General features: G+C 70.3%; 23 protein-coding genes and 1 pseudogene. 11 read left to right on the plus strand and 13 right to left on the minus strand.

What is annotated here, in order from left to right:
• Positions 1-18: 18 nt before the first annotated feature.
• The gene (locus O7542_RS25795; protein ID WP_281605320.1) at positions 19-1422 is read left to right on the plus strand and encodes a PQQ-like beta-propeller repeat protein; all 1404 of its coding nucleotides are present in this window, start codon (positions 19-21) and stop codon (positions 1420-1422) included.
• On the opposite strand, the gene O7542_RS25800 is transcribed toward O7542_RS25795, so the two are convergent.
• The 4 genes and pseudogenes from O7542_RS25800 to O7542_RS25810 all read right to left on the minus strand — a co-directional run bounded on the left by O7542_RS25800 (position 1406) and on the right by O7542_RS25810 (position 3727).
• On the minus strand, positions 1406-2584 hold the full coding sequence (locus tag O7542_RS25800) for a WD40 repeat domain-containing protein (RefSeq protein WP_281605321.1): 1179 nt from the start codon (positions 2582-2584) through the stop codon (positions 1406-1408). The genes O7542_RS25795 and O7542_RS25800 overlap by 17 nt on opposite strands.
• Positions 2581-2682: pseudogene (locus O7542_RS30550) on the minus strand (SigE family RNA polymerase sigma factor); the annotation flags it as partial. The gene O7542_RS25800 and the pseudogene O7542_RS30550, both read right to left, overlap by 4 nt.
• Before the next feature lie 159 nt (positions 2683-2841).
• Positions 2842-3384: an ImmA/IrrE family metallo-endopeptidase gene (locus O7542_RS25805; protein ID WP_281605322.1), complete on the minus strand. Its 543-nt coding sequence runs from the start codon at positions 3382-3384 to the stop codon at positions 2842-2844.
• On the minus strand, positions 3353-3727 hold the full coding sequence (locus tag O7542_RS25810; protein WP_281605323.1) for a helix-turn-helix domain-containing protein: 375 nt from the start codon (positions 3725-3727) through the stop codon (positions 3353-3355). The genes O7542_RS25805 and O7542_RS25810 overlap by 32 nt, the downstream gene beginning before the upstream one ends.
• Positions 3728-3813: 86 nt before the next feature.
• Between O7542_RS25810 and O7542_RS25815 the strand changes: the two genes are divergently transcribed.
• The 4 genes from O7542_RS25815 to O7542_RS25830 all read left to right on the plus strand — a co-directional run bounded on the left by O7542_RS25815 (position 3814) and on the right by O7542_RS25830 (position 7676).
• Complete coding sequence (locus tag O7542_RS25815; RefSeq protein ID WP_281605324.1) at positions 3814-4794, plus strand: CBASS oligonucleotide cyclase; 981 nt, start codon at positions 3814-3816, stop codon at positions 4792-4794.
• Positions 4791-5300 carry a hypothetical protein gene (locus tag O7542_RS25820; RefSeq protein WP_281605325.1) on the plus strand — a complete coding sequence of 170 codons (510 nt, stop codon included), beginning with the start codon at positions 4791-4793 and terminating at the stop codon, positions 5298-5300. The genes O7542_RS25815 and O7542_RS25820 overlap by 4 nt, the downstream gene beginning before the upstream one ends.
• A 77-nt stretch (positions 5301-5377) precedes the next feature.
• The gene (locus tag O7542_RS25825; RefSeq protein ID WP_281605326.1) at positions 5378-6208 is read left to right on the plus strand and encodes an ATP-binding protein; all 831 of its coding nucleotides are present in this window, start codon (positions 5378-5380) and stop codon (positions 6206-6208) included.
• 4 nt (positions 6209-6212) lie between these two features.
• Positions 6213-7676 carry an SAVED domain-containing protein gene (locus O7542_RS25830; protein ID WP_281605327.1) on the plus strand — a complete coding sequence of 488 codons (1464 nt, stop codon included), beginning with the start codon at positions 6213-6215 and terminating at the stop codon, positions 7674-7676.
• A 543-nt stretch (positions 7677-8219) separates the two neighbouring features.
• Here O7542_RS25830 and O7542_RS25835 read toward each other — a convergent pair.
• From O7542_RS25835 to O7542_RS25855, 5 genes are all read right to left on the minus strand, one after another.
• Entirely contained in the window at positions 8220-9779 is a 1560-nt protein-coding gene (locus tag O7542_RS25835) for a recombinase family protein (RefSeq protein WP_281605328.1), read from the minus strand.
• Between the two features lie 95 nt (positions 9780-9874).
• The gene (locus O7542_RS25840) at positions 9875-10327 is read right to left on the minus strand and encodes a SigE family RNA polymerase sigma factor (RefSeq protein WP_281605329.1); all 453 of its coding nucleotides are present in this window, start codon (positions 10325-10327) and stop codon (positions 9875-9877) included.
• 115 nt (positions 10328-10442) lie between these two features.
• Entirely contained in the window at positions 10443-10958 is a 516-nt protein-coding gene (locus O7542_RS25845) for a putative immunity protein (RefSeq protein WP_043327649.1), read from the minus strand.
• Entirely contained in the window at positions 10955-11512 is a 558-nt protein-coding gene (locus O7542_RS25850; RefSeq protein WP_281605330.1) for a putative immunity protein, read from the minus strand. Before O7542_RS25850 ends, O7542_RS25845 begins: the two co-directional genes overlap by 4 nt.
• Entirely contained in the window at positions 11509-11844 is a 336-nt protein-coding gene (locus O7542_RS25855) for a hypothetical protein (protein ID WP_082931107.1), read from the minus strand. The genes O7542_RS25850 and O7542_RS25855 overlap by 4 nt, the downstream gene beginning before the upstream one ends.
• 95 nt (positions 11845-11939) lie before the next feature.
• Between O7542_RS25855 and O7542_RS25860 the strand changes: the two genes are divergently transcribed.
• Together O7542_RS25860 and O7542_RS25865 are read left to right on the plus strand one after the other, a co-directional pair.
• On the plus strand, positions 11940-12743 hold the full coding sequence (locus O7542_RS25860; protein WP_210883984.1) for a helix-turn-helix transcriptional regulator: 804 nt from the start codon (positions 11940-11942) through the stop codon (positions 12741-12743).
• Positions 12734-12925, plus strand: a complete 192-nt coding sequence (locus O7542_RS25865; RefSeq protein ID WP_043327652.1) for a DUF397 domain-containing protein — start codon at positions 12734-12736, stop codon at positions 12923-12925. Before O7542_RS25860 ends, O7542_RS25865 begins: the two co-directional genes overlap by 10 nt.
• Here O7542_RS25865 and O7542_RS25870 read toward each other — a convergent pair.
• Together O7542_RS25870 and O7542_RS25875 are read right to left on the minus strand one after the other, a co-directional pair.
• Complete coding sequence (locus O7542_RS25870) at positions 12900-13670, minus strand: class I SAM-dependent methyltransferase (RefSeq protein ID WP_281605331.1); 771 nt, start codon at positions 13668-13670, stop codon at positions 12900-12902. The two genes, O7542_RS25865 and O7542_RS25870, sit on opposite strands and share 26 nt — an antisense overlap.
• The gene (locus O7542_RS25875; protein WP_281605332.1) at positions 13667-14044 is read right to left on the minus strand and encodes a VOC family protein; all 378 of its coding nucleotides are present in this window, start codon (positions 14042-14044) and stop codon (positions 13667-13669) included. The genes O7542_RS25870 and O7542_RS25875 overlap by 4 nt, the downstream gene beginning before the upstream one ends.
• 173 nt (positions 14045-14217) lie before the next feature.
• Here O7542_RS25875 and O7542_RS25880 point away from each other — a divergent pair, with 173 nt between their 5' ends.
• The 4 genes from O7542_RS25880 to O7542_RS25895 all read left to right on the plus strand — a co-directional run bounded on the left by O7542_RS25880 (position 14218) and on the right by O7542_RS25895 (position 17618).
• Positions 14218-15987, plus strand: a complete 1770-nt coding sequence (locus O7542_RS25880; protein ID WP_281605333.1) for a proline--tRNA ligase — start codon at positions 14218-14220, stop codon at positions 15985-15987.
• A gap of 54 nt (positions 15988-16041) precedes the next feature.
• On the plus strand, positions 16042-16461 hold the full coding sequence (locus O7542_RS25885; RefSeq protein ID WP_281605334.1) for a CBS domain-containing protein: 420 nt from the start codon (positions 16042-16044) through the stop codon (positions 16459-16461).
• A gap of 78 nt (positions 16462-16539) precedes the next feature.
• A complete protein-coding gene (locus O7542_RS25890; protein WP_043327656.1) occupies positions 16540-16965 on the plus strand; it encodes a SufE family protein in 426 nt (141 codons plus the stop codon).
• Between the two features lie 20 nt (positions 16966-16985).
• A complete protein-coding gene (locus O7542_RS25895; RefSeq protein WP_281605335.1) occupies positions 16986-17618 on the plus strand; it encodes a DsbA family oxidoreductase in 633 nt (210 codons plus the stop codon).
• Between the two features lie 36 nt (positions 17619-17654).
• Here the strand turns inward: O7542_RS25895 and O7542_RS25900 are convergent, their stop codons facing one another.
• Both O7542_RS25900 and O7542_RS25905 read right to left on the minus strand, forming a co-directional pair.
• Positions 17655-18203: a YbaK/EbsC family protein gene (locus tag O7542_RS25900; RefSeq protein WP_043330797.1), complete on the minus strand. Its 549-nt coding sequence runs from the start codon at positions 18201-18203 to the stop codon at positions 17655-17657.
• A gap of 59 nt (positions 18204-18262) precedes the next feature.
• Positions 18263-18460 carry a hypothetical protein gene (locus tag O7542_RS25905; RefSeq protein ID WP_043327658.1) on the minus strand — a complete coding sequence of 66 codons (198 nt, stop codon included), beginning with the start codon at positions 18458-18460 and terminating at the stop codon, positions 18263-18265.
• Positions 18461-18482: the final 22 nt, after the last annotated feature.

Genomic DNA, 18482 nt, shown 5'->3' on the forward strand with positions numbered 1-18482 from the left:
GGAAACGGGAGACGACCGATGACGTATCAGCACCAGCAGTACCCGCCGCCCGCGTACCCACCGGTGGGCCGGCCGGGTCCGGTCGGTGCGCCGCCGGCGGCGCCGAAGCGGCGCGGGCGCGTCGCGTTGCTGGTGGCCGGTGGGCTGGTGGCCGTGCTCGCGGTCGCGGCCGGCACCGCCTACGGCGTGTCCCGGCTGGTCGGCGGCGGTGACGACGGCGGGAGGAAGCTGCGTGCCGCGTGGGTGCTCGACTTCCCGGAGCTGCAGCGCAACGGCCTGAAGACGTACGACGGGCAGGACATGTTCGGCGCCTGGCTGGCCGGTGACGCGGTGGTCCGGGCCCAGCCGGACGGGATCATCGCCTACCGGCTCGGCGACGGCGGCCAGGCGTGGGGCGTGCCCGCGCCGCAGGGGGCCTCGCTGTGCGCGGCCGCGCAGACCCTCGCCGACGGGCGGGGTGTGGTGGCGCTCGGCACGGCCGACTCGTGCGACACGCTCGTCGGGTTCGACGCGGCCGGTGGTACGCAGACGTGGCGGGTGACGTTCCCTGTGGAACGCCGGACGGGCCGGTCCGAGACCGTCGCGCCCGACCTGTCGGTGGCCGCCGGGCAGGTGGTCGTCCGCAGCGGCGGGAACGTCCTCGGCTACTCGCTGGCCGACGGCAGGCGGCTGTGGCAGACCGACGCCGATCGGCTGCTGCCCGGCCGCGACTGCCGCCTGACCGACGCGCAGGCCGCCGGGGACCAGGCCGTCGTCACCACGCTCTGCGACGGCGACCGGGGCGCGCTGCTCGGCCTGGACCCGGCCACCGGCAAGCCGCGCTGGAAGCAGGACCTGCCCGCCGCGCAGCAGAGCGACGGGGTGCTCAGCGTCGACCCGCTGGTCAGCCAGCCCGGCCTGAACACCGAGACGTTCGTCGCGCGCGACGCCACCGGCAAGGAGCGGGCCGCGTTCGGCAATCCCGTCGACGGTACGCGGTTCAGCGACCTGCCGGTCAACCGTTCCAACACGGTGAGCGGGCCGGCGGTCCGGCCGTACCTGGCCGACGCGGACACGCTCTACCTGCCGACCGAGCCCTCTCCGGTGGGGGACAAGATGCGCCAGGCCAACCAGGTGGTGGCGATCGACCTGGCCACCGGGAAGCGGCGCTGGGTGTCGGCCGGGCACACCGACAGCGAGGTGGAACTCGTCCGCCTCGACGGGCAGGGCGTGCTGGCGTGGGAGGTGGGTGACCGGCGGGATCTCGCCCCACGGCTGGTCCGGATCGACCCCGCCACCGGGAAGGTGGGCGTGGTGGCCGAGGCGCCGCTGTCGGCCGGCACCGAGGGCAGCGACGCGAAGGTGCTGGAGCGCGACGGCACAGTGGTGCTGGTGCCGTGGAAGCAGGTCACGGCGGACGCGGCGATCACGGTCCTGCGGTGATGATCTGCATGTCCCGCAGCGCCGAGGGCTCCGCCCGCTCCGTGATCCTCTTGCCGTTCGCATCCACCAGGACCACCGTGTAGCGGTCACCGCTGCGCACCCGGACCACCATCGACCCGTCCGGCTGGAAGAAGACCTGCCGCAGTTGACGTCCCTCCAGCGGCAGCGACACCTCCGCGCCGGTCCGGGTGTCGAGCACGGCGTTGACCAGTAGCTCCCGTGCCGCGTCCCCGTACGTGCCGTTCCGGTCGATCCGCAGGAGCGCAACCCGTCGGCCGTCCGGGGAGAGACTGGACAGGTCGAAGGAGACGTACCGGCTGCCCTTGGTGCCCAGGCCCGGCACCGTCCGGCGCGCCCTGCCGTTCCGGTCGGTGAGGACGATCGTGCCGTCGGAGCCGTCGGCGAACGCCAGCGTCCCGTCCGCCGCGAACACGGCGTGACAGCCGTCGAGGCCCGTCACCCTGGTGAACTTCCCGGAGGAGACGTCGAGCACGCCGGTGGCCGGGTCGTCTCCGCCAGCGTTCAGACGCACGACGAGCTGTTGCGAGTTCGGCAGCCAGACGGGTGACCAGCAGACGTCGTCGACGCCGTCCCGGAGCTTGCGCCGCCCCGAGCCGTCGATGGCCGACACCCACACCGCACCGGTCGTCTCGACCCAGGCGACCCTCTGTCCGTCGGGGGACACCGAGACGTTGACCTGCGCCGGCCCGTACGGGAGACCGAGCAGGCGGACCGGGTCGTCGCCCGGACGCCAGGACTGAAGCCGGACGGTGCTCGTCGGGGACGGGGCGTTCGCCAGGTCGGACGGGCCGTAGACGAGCCGCCCGAAGGTCGCGTCACCGTTCGGCCCCCCGCCTGTGGTTTCGCTGGGACTGGTCGACGGCGTGCTCGACGGCTCGGCGGACGGGGTCGGGGTGGGCTCGACCGGCGGGGCGGTGGCTGTGACCGACGGCCCGGCCGGCACGGGCGTCTGGCTGTTCGGCCGGATCGCCAGTGCCGTTCCGGTCGCGGCGGCCAGCACCACCAGCACGGCGGCAGAAGTGGCGGCCGCCCGCTGGAGGCCGAGCCGCCGCGAGGTACGCAGTGCCCGGTCCCGCAGGTCGACCGGGGTGACCTCCTCGGCCAGATCGGCCAGGTCGAAACGCAGTCGGTCCTGGTTCATCGGGCGGTTCCTTCCGTGACGTACAGCTCGGCGAGCTCCGGTGCCACGCTGCGCAGCTTCGCCAGCACCTTCGAGGTCTGGCTCTTGACGGTAGTCAAGGGCTGATAGGAGCCAAGATCCTTTTCGAAATAGCCCGTCCGGGCGCACCGATGTGAGGTGCCGTTCAAACCACCTGGCGACCGGCGCTGCAGGCCATCATTCCGACGGTCGCGCGAAGCGCCTCGACCTCTTGGGCATGATCGCGGCGCGATGGCACCTCATGGAGAAGCGATGAGGCCCAGATTGATTAGCCGAAACGACATCGCCTGACGGCTCACACCGAACTGGCTGGCCAGCACATCGGCCAGTTCATCCTCGCTGCCTATCGCGCTGTCACGGACCACCGTCTCGAACGACGCCCTCACCCAACGCGCGGGCATGAGCAGCGCCGCCGCGAACGTGTTGGCCTCAATCTCCTCGTGGTCGGTGGCCATGGACGAGAGGCCGTCGCGGAAGTTCACTCGGGCTCGGCCGTCGAGGTACACAGCACCGTCATGCAGCAGGAAATGGCCGATCTCATGAGCGATCGTGAATCGCTGCCGCGTGGGAGCGTTGGCCGCGTTGACCAAGATCACTGTCTTGTCGGGCTCGCGCAGCAGGACCCCGGATACTCCATCGTCGCGAAACGGTTCCCGGACGACGGTGATCCCCTCGGCGTCGGCGAGCTCCATGATCGGTGAAGGCCCCTGCGTCACCCCGTGCCGGGTCAGGAGTCGTTGAGCTGCCTGCTCAGCCTTCGTCGCCACGGTCGTGTCCGCCACCTCGCGCTAGTCCTCGACGAACCCAGTCAATCACATCGGCGGGTGACTGTAGATCATCGAGGCGATCCAGTGCCGGCGACGTGGCTGCCGGGGGCGGCAACAGCTCCCGCGGATCGGTGCCGAGCGCGTCGGCGATGTCGAGCAATTGGTGGTACAGCACCCGCTGGCGCCCCTTCTCGATGTTGGCCAGCGTCGGCCTGCCCACTCCGGCCCGGTCAGCAACCTCACGCTGAGTAAGCCCGGCGGCGCGCCGAATGCGCGACAACGTGTCGCCAAGCTCGCGGTACGCCGGCTCGACTGGGTTATCGGCTTTCGCCTGACTGGCGCCATCGCTGTGATCCACACGAACATCCTAATTGCTCTTGCGATCCACGCCAACTCTCGTGTTAGCGTCTTGGTCGATCGAGGGGACCGTCACACGGAGGTAACATGGCGGAGCAGAAAGTGACGCACGACGACCTTGCCGCGTTCGCGCAGCGGGCGGTGAACCTGCCAAAGGCAGTGGCCGACAGCCGGCGCCAGCAGGTCAACACCCTGCGCGACAAGCTGACCAGCCACATCGCCGAGAATCCCGGCTTCTCGCTGGTCAAAATGCTGCACGCCGGATCGGTGGCCAAGGGCACCGCGCTGCGCACGGTCAACGACTTCGACGTTGCGGTGTACGTACGCAACGACGAGGCCCCCGAGCAGGAGGGGCAGCTGCTTGAGTGGATCGCCGAGCGACTGCGGGCGGCTTACGGCGCGCTGATCGACCCGTCGCAGATCGAGGTGAGCACGCACTGCGTCAACATCCACTTCAAGTCGAGCGGCATCGACATCGACGTGGTGCCGGTGCTGTACGAGGGCGACCCCGGCGACCGCGGCTACCTGATCGCGAAGAGCAGCGGCGACCGGTTGCTGACCAGCGTGCGGCTACACCTTGACTTCGTTGCCGACCGCAAGCGGACCTGCCCGCAGGACTGGGTGCAGGTGGTGCGGTTCGTCAAGTGGTGGGTCGGCGAGCAGAAGCAGCGCGACGGACAGTTCCGGTTCAAGTCGTTCATGGCCGAGCTGCTGTGCGCGCACCTGCTCGACACTGGCGCCGTCACGTTCACCGACTACCCGGCAGCGCTCGAAGGGTTTTTCGACTACATCGTGCGCACCGACCTGGCCGAGCGGATCGCGTTCGCCGACTACTATCGCGCTACGGAGCTGCCGAGCGTCCGGACCGACGCGATCGAGATCTTCGACCCGGTCAACCCGGCCAACAACGCGGCCCGGCTCTACGACGAGATCGACCGCAAGCGCATCGTGGACGCCGCCGAGGAGTCCCTGGACGCCATCACCGAGGCCCGGTACGCCACCACGAAGGCGCAGGCCGTCGCGTGCTGGCAGGTCGTCCTCGGCAGCCGGTTCCGGGGGCAGGCGTGACCGTCTCCTACAGCTACTCCGCCAGCAACACCTTCAGCTTGTCCTCGGCCCGCTACGTCGCCTCCAAGGTCGCCACCGACCTGCGCCAGATGCAGCGCTACTACGGCCGTCCCAGCGACTCGGAGATCACCGCCTACGCGGAGGAAATCGCCGTCCTCGCGTACGGCGGGTACGTCGAAAAGGTCATCTACGGTTTCAAGCGCTCCGGAAGCTGGATCCTCACGATGGAGTACACCGCGGTGAACGGAACCCTGACCGCCGACGAGCGCGCCGGCGGCGTGTACCGGCATGCGGACGTCTCCGGTGCCGCTTTCCACAGCTACCTCACCCGCACGCAAGCGTGGTGGAACCTGGGCGAGACGGGCCGCGACGCGGTCAACGCCTCGCTGCCGTTCACCCGCACCGCCGGAACCTCACCCGGCTACATCGGCGGACACTTCACCTTCGACCGAACCTACTCCGCCTCTGGGACGGGGTTCACTAGGAGCAGTTACCGACCGCTATGACGACTATCAGCGAAGACCTGTTCGAGGAAGACCTCGACCTGCCCGACCCCGACGCGCAGCAGCGGTACGTCAATCTCGTGGGTCTGGACGAGATCAAGACCCGGCTGGCGAAGGAGGCCGAGCTGATCTTGCAGCCGCGGCTGCTACAGCAGTGGAGCGTGCGCCATCACGGCGCGGTGCTTCCCGCGATCGACCGGGTGACGGCCCGCCCGCCGCTGATCATCTTCGCTGGTGACGTCGGCACCGGAAAGACCACCCTGGCCGAGACCTTCGCCGACGCGATCGCCCGGCGCCACCGGATCGGCGTGCGGGTTAAGCGGCTGAGTTTGCGAACCCGCGGCAGCGGCGCCGTCGGCGAGATGACCCGCCTGATCGGCACCGCCTTCGACGTTCTCATCGACCAGGCCCGCGCCGCCGCCGGCCGCCGGCCCGTGGTGCTAATCATCGACGAGGCCGATGCGCTCGCCCAGTCACGCGAGGCCGCGCAGATGCACCACGAGGACCGTGCCGGCGTCAACGCCCTGATTCGCGGCATCAGCCAGGTCGCCACCGAACGTCTGCCCGTGCTGGTCATCATGTGCACCAATCGCGCCGACGCGCTCGACCCGGCCATCCGGCGCCGCGCCGCCGCCGAGTTCGACTTCGCGCGGCCCAACGACGAACAGCGCGCTGCCGTGCTGACCGCCGTCTTCGACGGCGTCGGGCTCACCGAGCGGGAGATCACCGATCTGGTCGCGCTGACCGGGCCGAACGGACGCGGATATGGTTACACCTACTCCGACTTGGTCGACCGCGTCCTCGCCTCCGCCTGTCTGGCCGCCTACCCGGACCGTCCCCTCACCGCTGAGCTGATCGCGCAGCAGATCGAGGCGCACCCGCCCACCCGCCCGTTCACCGAGCGCCGGTGAGCCGATGGCGGGCGCGGCGGAAACTCCTGCTCCCAGCGGAGCTCGGCTCACCGGCGACGACGTGCAGCACGCCGTCGCCTGGCACGCCGCGCTGCGTACCCTCGTCCCGCACGCCGACGTCAAGGCTGTCACCGTCGAAGCATTCAAGGTTGGCAACGTCGACGACGTCGTCGTCGACCGAACGGCCGCGCCGGCCGACTACATCCAGGTCAAGGCCGCCGTCAGCGCCGAGCGGCCAGCCACGATCGAATGGCTGACCAAACTCACACGCGCCGGCGGACCGAGCATTCTGCAACGTTTCCACCAGACCGGTCGATTGCTGCGTGGTGCCGGACCACATCCGCAGTTGACGCTGGTGACCAACCGCTCGATCGACCCGCAGGACCCGGTTCTGACGCTGCGCGACCGTAACGACCGCCTCGCCGACCGGCTTCGTCACGCCACCGCCCGCGCAACGGTCGACGCGCGCACCGAACTCCTGCATCACCTCGGCTGCACCGACGACGACCTGCACGAGCTGCTCTCTCATCTGCGGCTGCGCACCGACGCGTCCGAGGCCGCGTGGCGCGACCAAATCTGCGACATCAGCCACGCCGCCGGCGTGCGCGCCGACGGCACTGCCTTCCGGCTTGGAATCGCCGAGGTCCGCGAATGGGTGAAAACCGATCGCACGGCAAAGCGCGCCGACGACATCGACGCCGTCATCGACCGGCTGGGTCTGCGCGCCCATGAACCCTTCACGATCGTCGCCATCAACGCCCTCGACGAGCACGTCATCGCACCCGATGCCCGCATTACCCTTAACTGGGTCGCCCGCTTCCGCGGCACCGAAGCCCGGGACCGGCGCGGGCTCATCGACCCGGGGCAGTGGGAAAATGCCCTGCGACCCGAGCTTGTCACGACCCAGCGCACGCTACGAAGCATCGGTGCACGACGGATCCTGCTCACCGGCACGATGCGACTGCCCACCTGGTTCACGGCTGCGGCGATGCTCTCGGAAACTGCCGGATTCACTCCGGCGAAAATCAAGGACGGCGAAGTCTGGACTAAGCCAGCCACAGCCGTGAGACCCGCCCCCTTGCAGCTCTCTCAGCCAGTCGCGGATCTTCCCCCCGGCATTGACGTCGCGCTGGCCCTCGCGATCTCCGCCGACCTCACCGACGACGTGACCCGCTACCTCGCCGCGAACGGGCAACACATGCCGGTCGTCACCGTGCGGCTACCGGATGGGGTCACCAACACCAGCATCACGGGAAGCCGCCACGCCTACGCCGTCGCCCTCGCCATCCGCGACCTCGCCCGCAGTATCCGTCGCACGCTCAACCCACCGGTGCTGCACCTGTTCATGGCCATGCCCGCAGCTCTCGCAGTCCTCCTCGGTGGCATGTGGGATCGAGTACCCACCACAAGAACCTACGAGGACCTCTGCGAGAACGGCTACGAGCCTGCTTTCTTGATCCCGAACTAGCCTAGAAACGGTGCTGTTCGCATCACTGGGCAACCGGACGGTGGCACCGATGATAACCAGAGGAGTGCCTGGTGCCAAGCGCCGGTTGGCCCTACTCTCGGCTGGTGAGTGACGTGGTGGAACGGGCCGTTAGGGTTGCGGAGCAGCAGCTCGCAGTGGCACTGCCGCGACGCTGGCTACATGTGCAGTCCGTTGGGCGCAAGGCGGAGAAGCTGGGCGGTCTACCTAGTGTCGACCGTGAAGTGCTGGCTGCCGCCGGCTGGCTCCACGACGTCGGATACACCTGGGATCCGCGCCCCTGGGTGTCGCCGCGCTCATCGGGCTAGTGAGCGGCGACGACATCGAAGGCGGGCCGCCACAGCAGCGGATCAGTCGAATCATCGGGCAGCACGGCCACGGCGCTGACTCGTTCACGGGTTACAGCGGAAACCTTTCATCGGCGGGTAACACCGCTCGACCCCACCCGGTGGGCTCGAGCGGTGGGCACCATCGACGCTTACCTCTGCCCGGCGGTTCAAGTCGTCGTGCGGCTGACGCGCAGGATCAGGCCGCTTGGTCCTGCGGGCCAAACTTCCACCGCCAGTCGAGGCGGTGGCGGCCGAACGCGCGGCGTTCACCCTTGAACCCGGCGCGCAGGAGTTTGATGTCGGCGACGAGACGGATGATCTCCCGCTTGACCGGGATGTCGTCGCCGAGTTCCTGCCACGCCTGCACCGCTTGGTCGCCGATGCGCCCCCGTAGGACGGCGGGGATGCCGGCGTCGGCGGCGCGTTGCTCGTACTCGGCGATCTGCGCCAACAGGCCCCGCTCGGCACGGGCGTAGGCGATCGCTGTGACCTCTCCCTCCTCGCCCAGCTTGCGCCAGTCCTCCAACTCTCCGCGTAGTCGTTGTGCTTCGGCGCGGGCGTGCGCCACCTCCTCGTCGCTGGCGCTGGCAGCGGTGAGGATCTCGTAGACGTCGGGGCGGGACAGCCAGGCCACCACGGTGCGCTGCACGTACTCGTCGAGGAACTCGGCCTTCACTGCGGCACACCTCTTGTGCAGGCACGAGTACACCTGCCCGGTCCAGCCGTGCCGGTTCACCCGCTGCGACGACAACGGTCCGTCACACACGCCGCAGCGCACGATGTACGACAGCAAGTGCACCGCGCGGGCCGGACGGGTCGTGGTACGGGAAGGGTCTTCCAACATCCTTACCACCGACCAGTAAGTCTCCTCGTCCACCAAGGCGGGCCAGATCCCGTTGCCGACAATCTCCCCGCGGAGCACCCGCTTACCGATGTAGGCCGGGTTCATCACCTGCTTGCGCAGAATCCCGCGCCGCCAGATCCCACCCTGTGAGGCGGGGATCCCGAGCCGGTTGAGTTCTGCCTCTCGCACGGTCAATGGCATGCCCTCGGCGATCTTGCGGAAGTTGTCCCGCACCACCTGCGCGTGCGAATACTCCGTCACCGTCCCATCCGCCGCCACAGCGGTGCGGATCTCGGTGTCAGGTTCCTGGCGCAGGAGTGCTCTGGTGCGTTGGTCGTAGATCCGCCGGTACCCGTAGGTGATCTTCCCGTGTGGGCGTCCGGCTTCGGCGGCACCGACGATGCCGCGCAACACGTTGTCGCGAATCGAGTCGGCCATCCACTCGGCCTGTACCGCCTGGAAGCCGAGCATCATCCGGTCGTTCTTGTCCCGCAGGTCATAAAGCACCCCGCCGACGAGCCAGAAGTAGAGACCGACCTCATGGCACATGTCCCGAATTCTCACGAACACCGCGAGGTCACGTTCCTTGCGGGATATCTCCCAGACCACGAGCACATCGCCCTTGCCCGCGCGGATCTGCTCAATCAACAACTCGAACTGCTCGCGCTCCTTTGTCGCACGCCGGCTCGCCGAGCGATGGTTGTCCGTGAACGACCCCGCATCCGCCCAGGACCGCTTCGTGATCTCCGCCAGGTTGAGCACTCCCTGGTCGTGGACGCTCTTGCCCTGTTCCTTCTTGTCCTGACTCGCACGCTGATACCGCAGCGCCCGCACCTCTACGCCGCCGGCCAGCAGCGCGTCCTTGCTGTCGAACAGGCCCCGATTCCCCGACCGGGCCTTCCGCCGTACCATCAGAACCCGGGACGTGTCGCATGGTCCAGTCGTGGACGTGGGAGAACGACTTCCCCCTAGATCGACTTTCGTGTCGGCAACATCGACCCTAGCTTCTAACGATTCTTGACAGTGCCGACTGTCACACCGAGCAGGTCGGCGGCCTCGGTCTCGGTGCGGTCCTCGAAGAACCGCAGAACCAGCACGGCCCGTTGTTTGGGAGAGAGCCGGGCCAGCGCGGCCCGGAGGGTCAGCCGGAGCGTGGTCTGCTGGGCGTGGTCGGGGGCCGAGTCGCCTCCGCGCGGCTCGGGCACGTCGCCCGGCATCGACTCAGCCACCCGGCGGCGTCGCCACCAGGAGACCTGCAGGTGGTACATGACCTTCCGGGTGTACGCCTCCGCGTTGCCGGTCTCGTGCAACCGATTCCAGGCACGGTGCGTACGGGCCAACGCGGACTGGACGAGGTCCTCGGCCAGATGCTGGTCGCCGGTCAGCAGGTAGGCGGAGCGCAGCAGCGCGGGCGTACGAGTTCGGACGAACAGGTCGAACTCAGTCAGGAGAAGATCCACACGAGCCGGTCCTTGGGGTCAGGTGGTGCATCGGCGTGACGCCTTCCGAGACGCCACCCGGCCACGCCATGGTTGCCACCTCCGGTGGCACTTTCCCGACAGGCTCCGGCCGGTGTCAGCAGTCGAAGACCGACCAGCAGATGTCGTTGCGCAGCCGCTGGTCGTCCAGGACCAGCTCGCGGATCTCGGCCGGAAGCTGATCGCGCTGCCACCGGCACTCGTCGCGCCCGGCCGCCTCGCCGAGACCGGCGGGCGCCGCCGCGCGTACCGCCTTGATCGCGTACGCGGCGGCGCCGAGTTCGTGGGCGGCCACGTGGGCCACGACGGCGGCCTGTCCGGCGGCGTACGCGGCGTTGCGTGCCGCCCCGCGCAGGTCCCGGGCCGCGCCCATGGCGTGCCCGCCCGCCGCGCGCGCCTCCATCATCCTGACCTCGCCCCGCACCCAGGCGCGGGCGTACGCGATCGCCTCGCGCGGGCGGCTGTCGTCCGGCCGGACCGCCTCGAACAGGCCGAGGACGTGCTCGGCGCAGGTGGCGGCCCAGAGCGCCAGCAGGTGGTGGTGCTCGTCGGTGAGCGTGCCGCCCCGGCGGATCGTGGTGAACCGGGGATCGCGGACCTTCGGCAGGATCACGATGCGGCCTCCGGCCCGGCGGCGCCCTGGCGCAGGTCGTGGTCGAGTGCGCTCATCAGCCGGGCGACCCGGCTGCCGCCGCCGGTCACCGGCGGATAGCGGCGGAGCACGTCGACCAGCACGGGGGCGGCGAGCTGCCGGTACCGGTCCAGCGCTGCCACGCCGACGGTCTCGTCACCGCCGGCCTCCAGTTCGGCGACGCGCGCGGCGTTGGCGGCGGCCCGCAGAATGTGGCCGACCTGGGTGGCCTTCGCGATCGGGTGCAGGTACGCGGCCGCGGCGGCGTCACCGGCGGCCCGGGCGGCCAGGCGCGCGGACTCGGTGGGCGCGGACCGGGCGGCCCGGTGCGCGTCGAGGGACGTGACCCGCTGGAGTTTCGTCCGGGCGGCGCCGCGCGCGAACGTCCACGCCGCGTCGACAGCCGCACGGGGACGCGGATCGCCGGGAACCGCCCGCTCGTAGACCGGGAGGACGTCCTCCGCGTGCCGGACCGCGTACCGCGCCACCTCGCGCAACTCGTCCATCGTCAGGTCGAAGTCCCCGGGCGCAGTCATGTCGCGGGCATCGTATCGGTGATGCCACGCCGGTACGGGCCCCAGCCGACGAACCGCTCGAACAGCTCGCGCGGGGTCGGCCCGTCCTGCGGGTTGAGGCGGAACAGGTCGTGGGTGGCCTCGTGGTAGAGCCCGGACAGGTAGACGGCCAGGTCGACGGGGTGGTCCGCGTACTCGACCTTGAGCAGTAGGCGCGCCTGCGCACAGGGCCACGGCGCGCCGCAGGCGCGGCACAGCCAGAGCGGCCGGATCGGCAGGTGGGCCGGGTGGTCCGGCGGGTAGGGGCGGGGCCGATCGGGGTACGGCCCGAGCCGCGGTACGGGAAGGTTCATGCGTGACAGTCTGCTGATCGCGCCACTACGCTCGGAAGTCCTCGCTGCCGGTCCGGGGAGAGGCCGGGAGACCGGCCGTAATCTGAGGAGGGCGTGTGGAGAACGAGCCGACCGCCGAGCTGATCCGCGCGCAACTGCGGCGGCTTCGGGTGCGGGCCGAGCTGAGCCAGGAGGAGTTCGGGAGGCTGGTGCACTTCTCCGGCTCACAGGTGTCGGCGGTCGAGCTGGGCCACCGGCCGCTCGACAGGTTCTTCCTCGCCCGGGCCGACGAGGTGCTCGGCACCGGCGGACTGTTGATGTCGCTGCTCAAGCTCGCCGAGCGCGACGGCCAGCCGAGCTGGTTCCGCCCCTGGCTGGAAGCCGAACGCCAGGCGCAACAGTTGCGCTGTTACCAGCCGAGCCTCATCCCTGGCCTGTTGCAGACCGAGAACTATGCCCGGGCGATGATCCGCACTGACGACATGCTCGCCGAGCAGGAAGCCGAACGGCGACTCGCGGTCCGGCTCGACCGGCAGACCGTTCTGGCCGGCGCCGATCCACCCAAGTTCGTCGCGGTGATCGAGGAAACCGTGCTGCGCCGCGCCGACGAGAGCTTTCGCGGACTGATGAGTCAGCAGGTGGCGCACCTGATCGAGGCCAGCAGCCAACCCCATGTAGCGGTACATGTCATCCCGGCCGACGCGAGCCTGCACATCGGACTGACCGGACCATTCACCCTGGCTCGCGGCGGCGACGGCGGTTGGATCGGTTACCTGGAGAACCAGCTCGGCGGAACAGTGATCGACAAAGATGAAGACGTGGCTATCCTGCTGTCCAGATGGGAAAGCGTCCGCAGTGAGGCGCTGTCCCGCCGGCAGTCGATCGAGCTGATGAAGGAAGTGGTCGAGTCATGGAGCTGATCGGCGCGCTCTGGCGCAAGTCAACCCGCAGCGGGCAGAGCGAGTGTGTCGAGGTGGCGGACAACCTGGCCGGTGTGGTCGGGGTGCGGGACAGCAAGGACCCGGCCGGGCCGGTGCTCACCTTCACACCCGACGCCTGGCGGGCCTTCGTCCGGCTCAGCGGGAGCCGCGCGTCGCGCTGATCAGCACCGTGTGCTTGCGTACCCGGAAGGCGCCCTCGGCGTCGATGCGGGCCTCGATCGCGGCGCGCGCGGCCGACTCCTCCGCCACGGTGAGCGGCCCGATCATGCTGACGATGTACGCCAGGATCGGTTCCGCGGCGGGCACCACAAGCTCGTCCGGGTAGCGCTCGACTGTCACGTCGGTGAAGTGGGCGGCGACCCGGGCGGGTGTCGTCTCGGCCGTGACGTCGTTCTGGTGCAGTCCGACGGCGAGGTCGGGGCGCCCCATGGCTGGTCCGAGCGCGTCCAGCTCGGCGAGGTGGTCGCGGCCGTTCACCGCGACGGCGAGCCGCCCGCCGGGACGCAGCACCCGGGCGAACTCGCGCAGCGCGGCGTCCGGGTCGTCCAGGTGGTAGAGCATGTGGTTGGCGATCACCGCGTCGACGGCGCCGTCACGAAACGGCAGGCGCGTGGCGTCACAGCGCTGCACCCGGGCGTCGGGCACCTCGCGCAGCCGCGCGCACATGGCGGGCGAGAAGTCGGTGAGCGTGAGCCGGCGTGGGTGGCCGATCCGGCGCCACAGCTCGCCGGTGCCGGCGCCCACCTCCAGCACGTCCCCGGCCATTGGCAGCCTCTCGCCCAGCCAGGCGTACCAACTCTGCGGGTTGGTGCCGTACGCGTGCAGCGCGATGCGAGCGGTCAGGTTGCCGGTCGTCGTCGCGTACTGGCTGGTCGCCCGCGCCGACGCGGTGGCGTCGCCCGTCATGAGAGGTAGAAGCAGAACGGGTGACCATCCGGGTCGAGGAGCACCCGGACGTCGTCCTGCGGCTGGAAGTCGGGCAGCGTCGCGCCCACGGACACCGCGTACGCCACGGCTGCCTCCAGGTCGTCGACCTTGATGTCCAGGTGGACAGACATCTGCTGGTCGCCGGGACCGGCCGGCCACACCGGCCGCACGTAGGCCGGCTCGTCCTGGAACGCCAGCCAGTGGCCGCCCTCCGGCGGCGCGAGGAGGACCCAGTCGGCTTCCTTCTCGCGCCGGATCCAGCCGAGCAGCCGCTCGTAGAACGCGGCCAGGTCCTCTGCGGACGGCGCGTCCAGCACCGTTGTCGTCAGCTTCATCAGCGGTCGCTCAGGCATGCCGCATTCCTACCCGGCACCCGCGACATTTACCGGCCCGTCCGCACCATCTCGCCGGGGTGGCGGCATCCGACTGGTGTCGATACCGCCACCTCGCCGAGCCGGCGACGATCGGCACGCACGGACACCGAAAGGGGTCGCCCGGCCCTCCGCTCGCGCCATAAGCTGCGGCAATGCTGCTGCGCATGTCGACCCTGCTGCTCCGGACCCTGCGCGAGGACCCGGCCGACGCGGAAGTGCCGAGCCACCGGCTGCTGCTGCGCGCCGGATACGTCCGCCGGGCCGCGCCGGGCGGCTACACCTGGCTGCCGCTGGGCAAGCTCGTGCTGGACCGGATCACCGCGATCGTCCGGGACGAGATGACCGCGATCGGCGACCAGGAGGTGCACTTCCCGGCGCTGCTCCCGGCCGAGCCCTACCGGACCAGCGGGCGGTGGACCGAATACGGGGACGACATCTTCACGCTCGCCGACCGCAAGGGTGCCGACCATCTGCTCGCGCCGACCCACGAGGAGCTGGCCGCGCTGCTGGTGAAGGACCTGTTCACCTCGTACCGGGACTTCCCGGTGACGCTGTTCCAGATCCAGACGAAGTTCCGCGACGAGGCCCGTCCCCGCGCCGGTCTGCTGCGCGGGCGCGAGTTCCTGATGAAGGACGCCTACTCGTTCGACCTGGACGACGCCGGGCTCCAAGCCGCCTACGGCAGGCACCGGGCCGCCTACGAGCGCGTCTTCACCCGGCTCGGGCTGGACTTCACCACTGTCCACGCGATGTCCGGCGCGATGGGTGGGTCGGCGTCGGAGGAGTTCCTGGCCGCCACGCCGGTCGGTGAGGACACGTTCGTCGGCTGCACCGCCTGCGACTACGCGGCGAACACCGAGGCGGTGGTGACCCGCGCCCCGGCCGCCGGTGACCCGGACGCGCACCCGCCCGCCGAGACGCACGACACCCCGGAGACGCCCACCATCGCGGCGCTGGTCGAGCTGGCCGAGGCCCGCAAGCTGGGCGGGCGCACCGGCTGGACCGCCGCCGACACGTTGAAGAACGTGGTCCTCACCGTCCGCAGGCCCCGTGCCGAGCAGGCTGAACCGCTGGTCATCGGCCTGCCCGGCGACCGCGAGGTGGACCTGAAGCGGGTCGAGGCGGTGCTGGCCCCCGCCACGGTGGCGGTCTTCGAGGACTGGGACGCCCACCCGGAGCTGGTCCGCGGCTACATCGGGCCGCAGATCCTGGCCAAGCACGGCATCCGCTACCTGGTCGATCCCCGCGTGGTGCCCGGCACCGCCTGGCTGACCGGCGCGAACGAGCCGGGCCGGCACGCCACCGACGTGGTCTGCGGGCGCGACTTCGTACCGGACGGCACGATCGAGGCGGCTGAGGTGCGGCCCGGTGACCCCTGCCCGGCCTGCGACGCCGGTGAGCTGACCATCCGGCGGGGCATCGAGGTCGGGCACATCTTCCAGCTCGGACGCCGGTACACCGACGCGTTCGCGGTCGACGTGCTCGGCCCGGAGGGCAAGCCGGTCCGGCCCACGATGGGCTGCTACGGCATCGGCGTGTCCCGGGCGGTCGCCGCGGTGGCCGAGCAGCACCACGACGACCGGGGGCTGGTGTGGCCCGCGGCTGTCGCGCCGTGCGACGTACACCTGGTCGCCGCCGGGAAGGGGCCGCAACTCGACGCGGCGCTCGACCTCGGCGGGCGCCTCGCCGCCGCCGGCCTGCGGGTGCTGGTCGACGACCGCACGCACGTGTCCGCCGGGGTGAAGTTCACCGACGCCGAGCTGATCGGCATTCCGCGCGCCGTCGTGGTCGGCCGCCGTCTGGCCGACGGGTACGTGGAACTACGTGACCGGGCCACCGGTGAACGGGCCGAGGTGCCGGTGGAGGACATCGTGGAGCGTCTGCGCGACGAGGTGGGCGCGACGCGCCACGACGGGGTGTAGCGAACGCGGTACCGGGTACCGCATACGGATCGACCGAGGTGTTCGGAGGCTCTCATGTACCGCGTCAGTGACGTGATGACCAGGCAGGTGATCTACCTCCCGGCGGAGACCCCGCTGGACGAGGCGGCCCGGGTGATGAAGGAGTCGGACATCGGCGACGTGGTGGTGACCGACGGCGCCACGCTCGCCGGCATGCTGACCGACCGCGACATCGTGGTGCGGGCGGTGGCCGAACGCGCCGACCCGGGCACCACCACGATCGGCTCGATCATCACCCGTGAGGTGGTCATGATCGAGCAGCACTGCACGGCGAACGAGGCGGCGGCGCTGATGCGCGAGCGCAACATCCGGCGCGTGCTGGTCTGCGACAGCGACCGCAAGCTCGTCGGCATCGTCTCCCTCGGTGACCTCGCCATGCAGCTCGACCCCCAGTCGGCGCTCAGCGACATCAGCGAGGCCGCGCCGAACCCGTGAGAGCGGGCCCGCTCGCGTGACGCGGGGCACCGCCACCACCGTCGCATGACGGCGCGCGGCGGCGGATAGCCTCGACTCATGCCCGAGATGCCGACGAAGCTGGCCGAGATCGTGGACGAGTTCGCCGCCGCACCGCGCGACGTCGTGCTGGAGATGCTGCTGGAGTTCGCCGACGTGATCCCGCCCCTGCCCGAGGGTGTGAACCGGGAGGAGCTGGAGCAGGTCCCCGAGTGCCAGACCGCGTTCTTCCTGCGCGCCGAGGTGAACGCGAACAAGACGGTCAGCACCGTCTTCGACTGCCCGCCGGAGGCGCCCACCACCCGGGCGTTCGCCGGCATCCTCGCCGAAGGGCTGGCCGGGGCGAGCGCCGAGGAGGTGCTGGCCGTGCCGGACGATCTCTACCAGCGGATGGGCCTGGCGCAGGCGATCAGCCCGCTGCGCGTACGCGGCGGCACCGCCATCCTGGCCCGGCTCAAGCGCCAGGTCCGGGAACAGATCTCCTGACCGGCGGGTTGTCGCTGGTCATGGACATCGAGATCTACGCCGACGTGGTCTGCCCCTGGTGCTGGATCGGCAAGCGCCGACTGGAACAGGCGCTGGAGTCGTACGACGGCGAGGTGAACGTCCGGTTCCGGCCGTTCCAGCTCGACCCGACGCCGGTCACCGAGCCGAAGCCGCTGCTGGAGGCGCTCGGCGACAAGTTCGGCGGACGGGACAAGGCCGAGGGCATGGCCGCGCACGTCACCGGCGTCGCCGCGGGCGCGGGCCTGGACCTGCGGTTCGACCGGGCGGTGGCGGCGAACACGTTCGACGCGCACCGGCTGGTGCGTTTCGCCGCCGAGCGCGGCCGTTCCGCCGAGATGGTCGAGCGGCTCTACCGGGCGCACTTCCACGACGGCATCGACGTCGGATCGATCGACGCGCTGGTCAAGCTGGCCGGCGAGGCCGGTCTGGACGAGACCGCGGCGCGGGAGTACCTGGAGTCGAACCTGGGCCGCCGGGAGGTCGCCGCCGACCTGAGCGCCGCGCACCAGCTCGGCGTCTCCAGCGTCCCGACGTTCGTGCTGGCCGGAAAGTACGCGGTCACCGGCGCGCAGGAGCCGGAGACGCTGCTCGCCGCGTTGCGCGAGGTGGCGCAGCGCGAAGCGGCAGCCTGATGTTTCACGTGGAACAAGATCGATGCGAATGAGGACCTAGGCCGGCCTGGCCAGGTCCTCCACCACCCTCGCCCCGGGCAGCGCGCCGAGCGCCGGCCCGGGCAGGGCGATCTTGCTGTGCCGTACGCCTGATCCGATGATCACGTGCGGGGTGGCGATCACCCGGGAGTCGACGAGGACCGGCCAGTCCGCCGGCAGCCCGATGGGCGTGATGCCGCCGTACTCCATTCCACTCAACTCGACCGCCTCGGCCATCGGCGCGAAGCTCGCCTTGCGCACGTCGAGCAGCTTGCGGACCACGCCGTTGACGTCGGCGCGGGTGGTGGCGAGCACGACGCAGGCCGCGTACCGGGTCTCGCCGCCGCGCTTACCGGCGACCACCACGCAGTTGGCCGATTCCTCCAGCCCCACCTGGTACGCCTCGCAGAACGCGGCGGTGTCGGCCAGGTCGGCGTCGATCGGGGCGACGAGTACGTCGTCCACGTCCACCGGGGCCTCGGCCGGCCACTCCTGCAGCGCCGCGGCGACCGGCGGGGCCAGCAGGTCGAGCCGTGCCCGGGCCGGCTCCGTCTTCAGCGTCCCCATCATGTCGCGATCCTCGCACCCGCTTCGCGGATCGCCCCTCCGGGCCCCGGCTCCGCCCCTCAGTTGGGATTGCTGAGGAACGCGTTCTCCTGCGCGAAGTCCCGGTTCTCGGCGGTGGTGAGCTGCCGGCGGCGCAGCACCTCGGGACGGTTCGCCTCGGCGTCCTCGATGCCGTGCCGGACGCCGACCCGGATCACGCCGTAGAGGAAGACGAAACCGAAGACGTAGAGGAGCACTGTGGCGACGAAGACCAGCATGCGGTCACGGTAGGCCGGTGCG

This window comes from Micromonospora sp. WMMC264 (assembly GCF_027497275.1).
In the GTDB taxonomy this organism is placed as follows: Bacteria; Actinomycetota; Actinomycetes; order Mycobacteriales; family Micromonosporaceae; genus Micromonospora; species Micromonospora chalcea.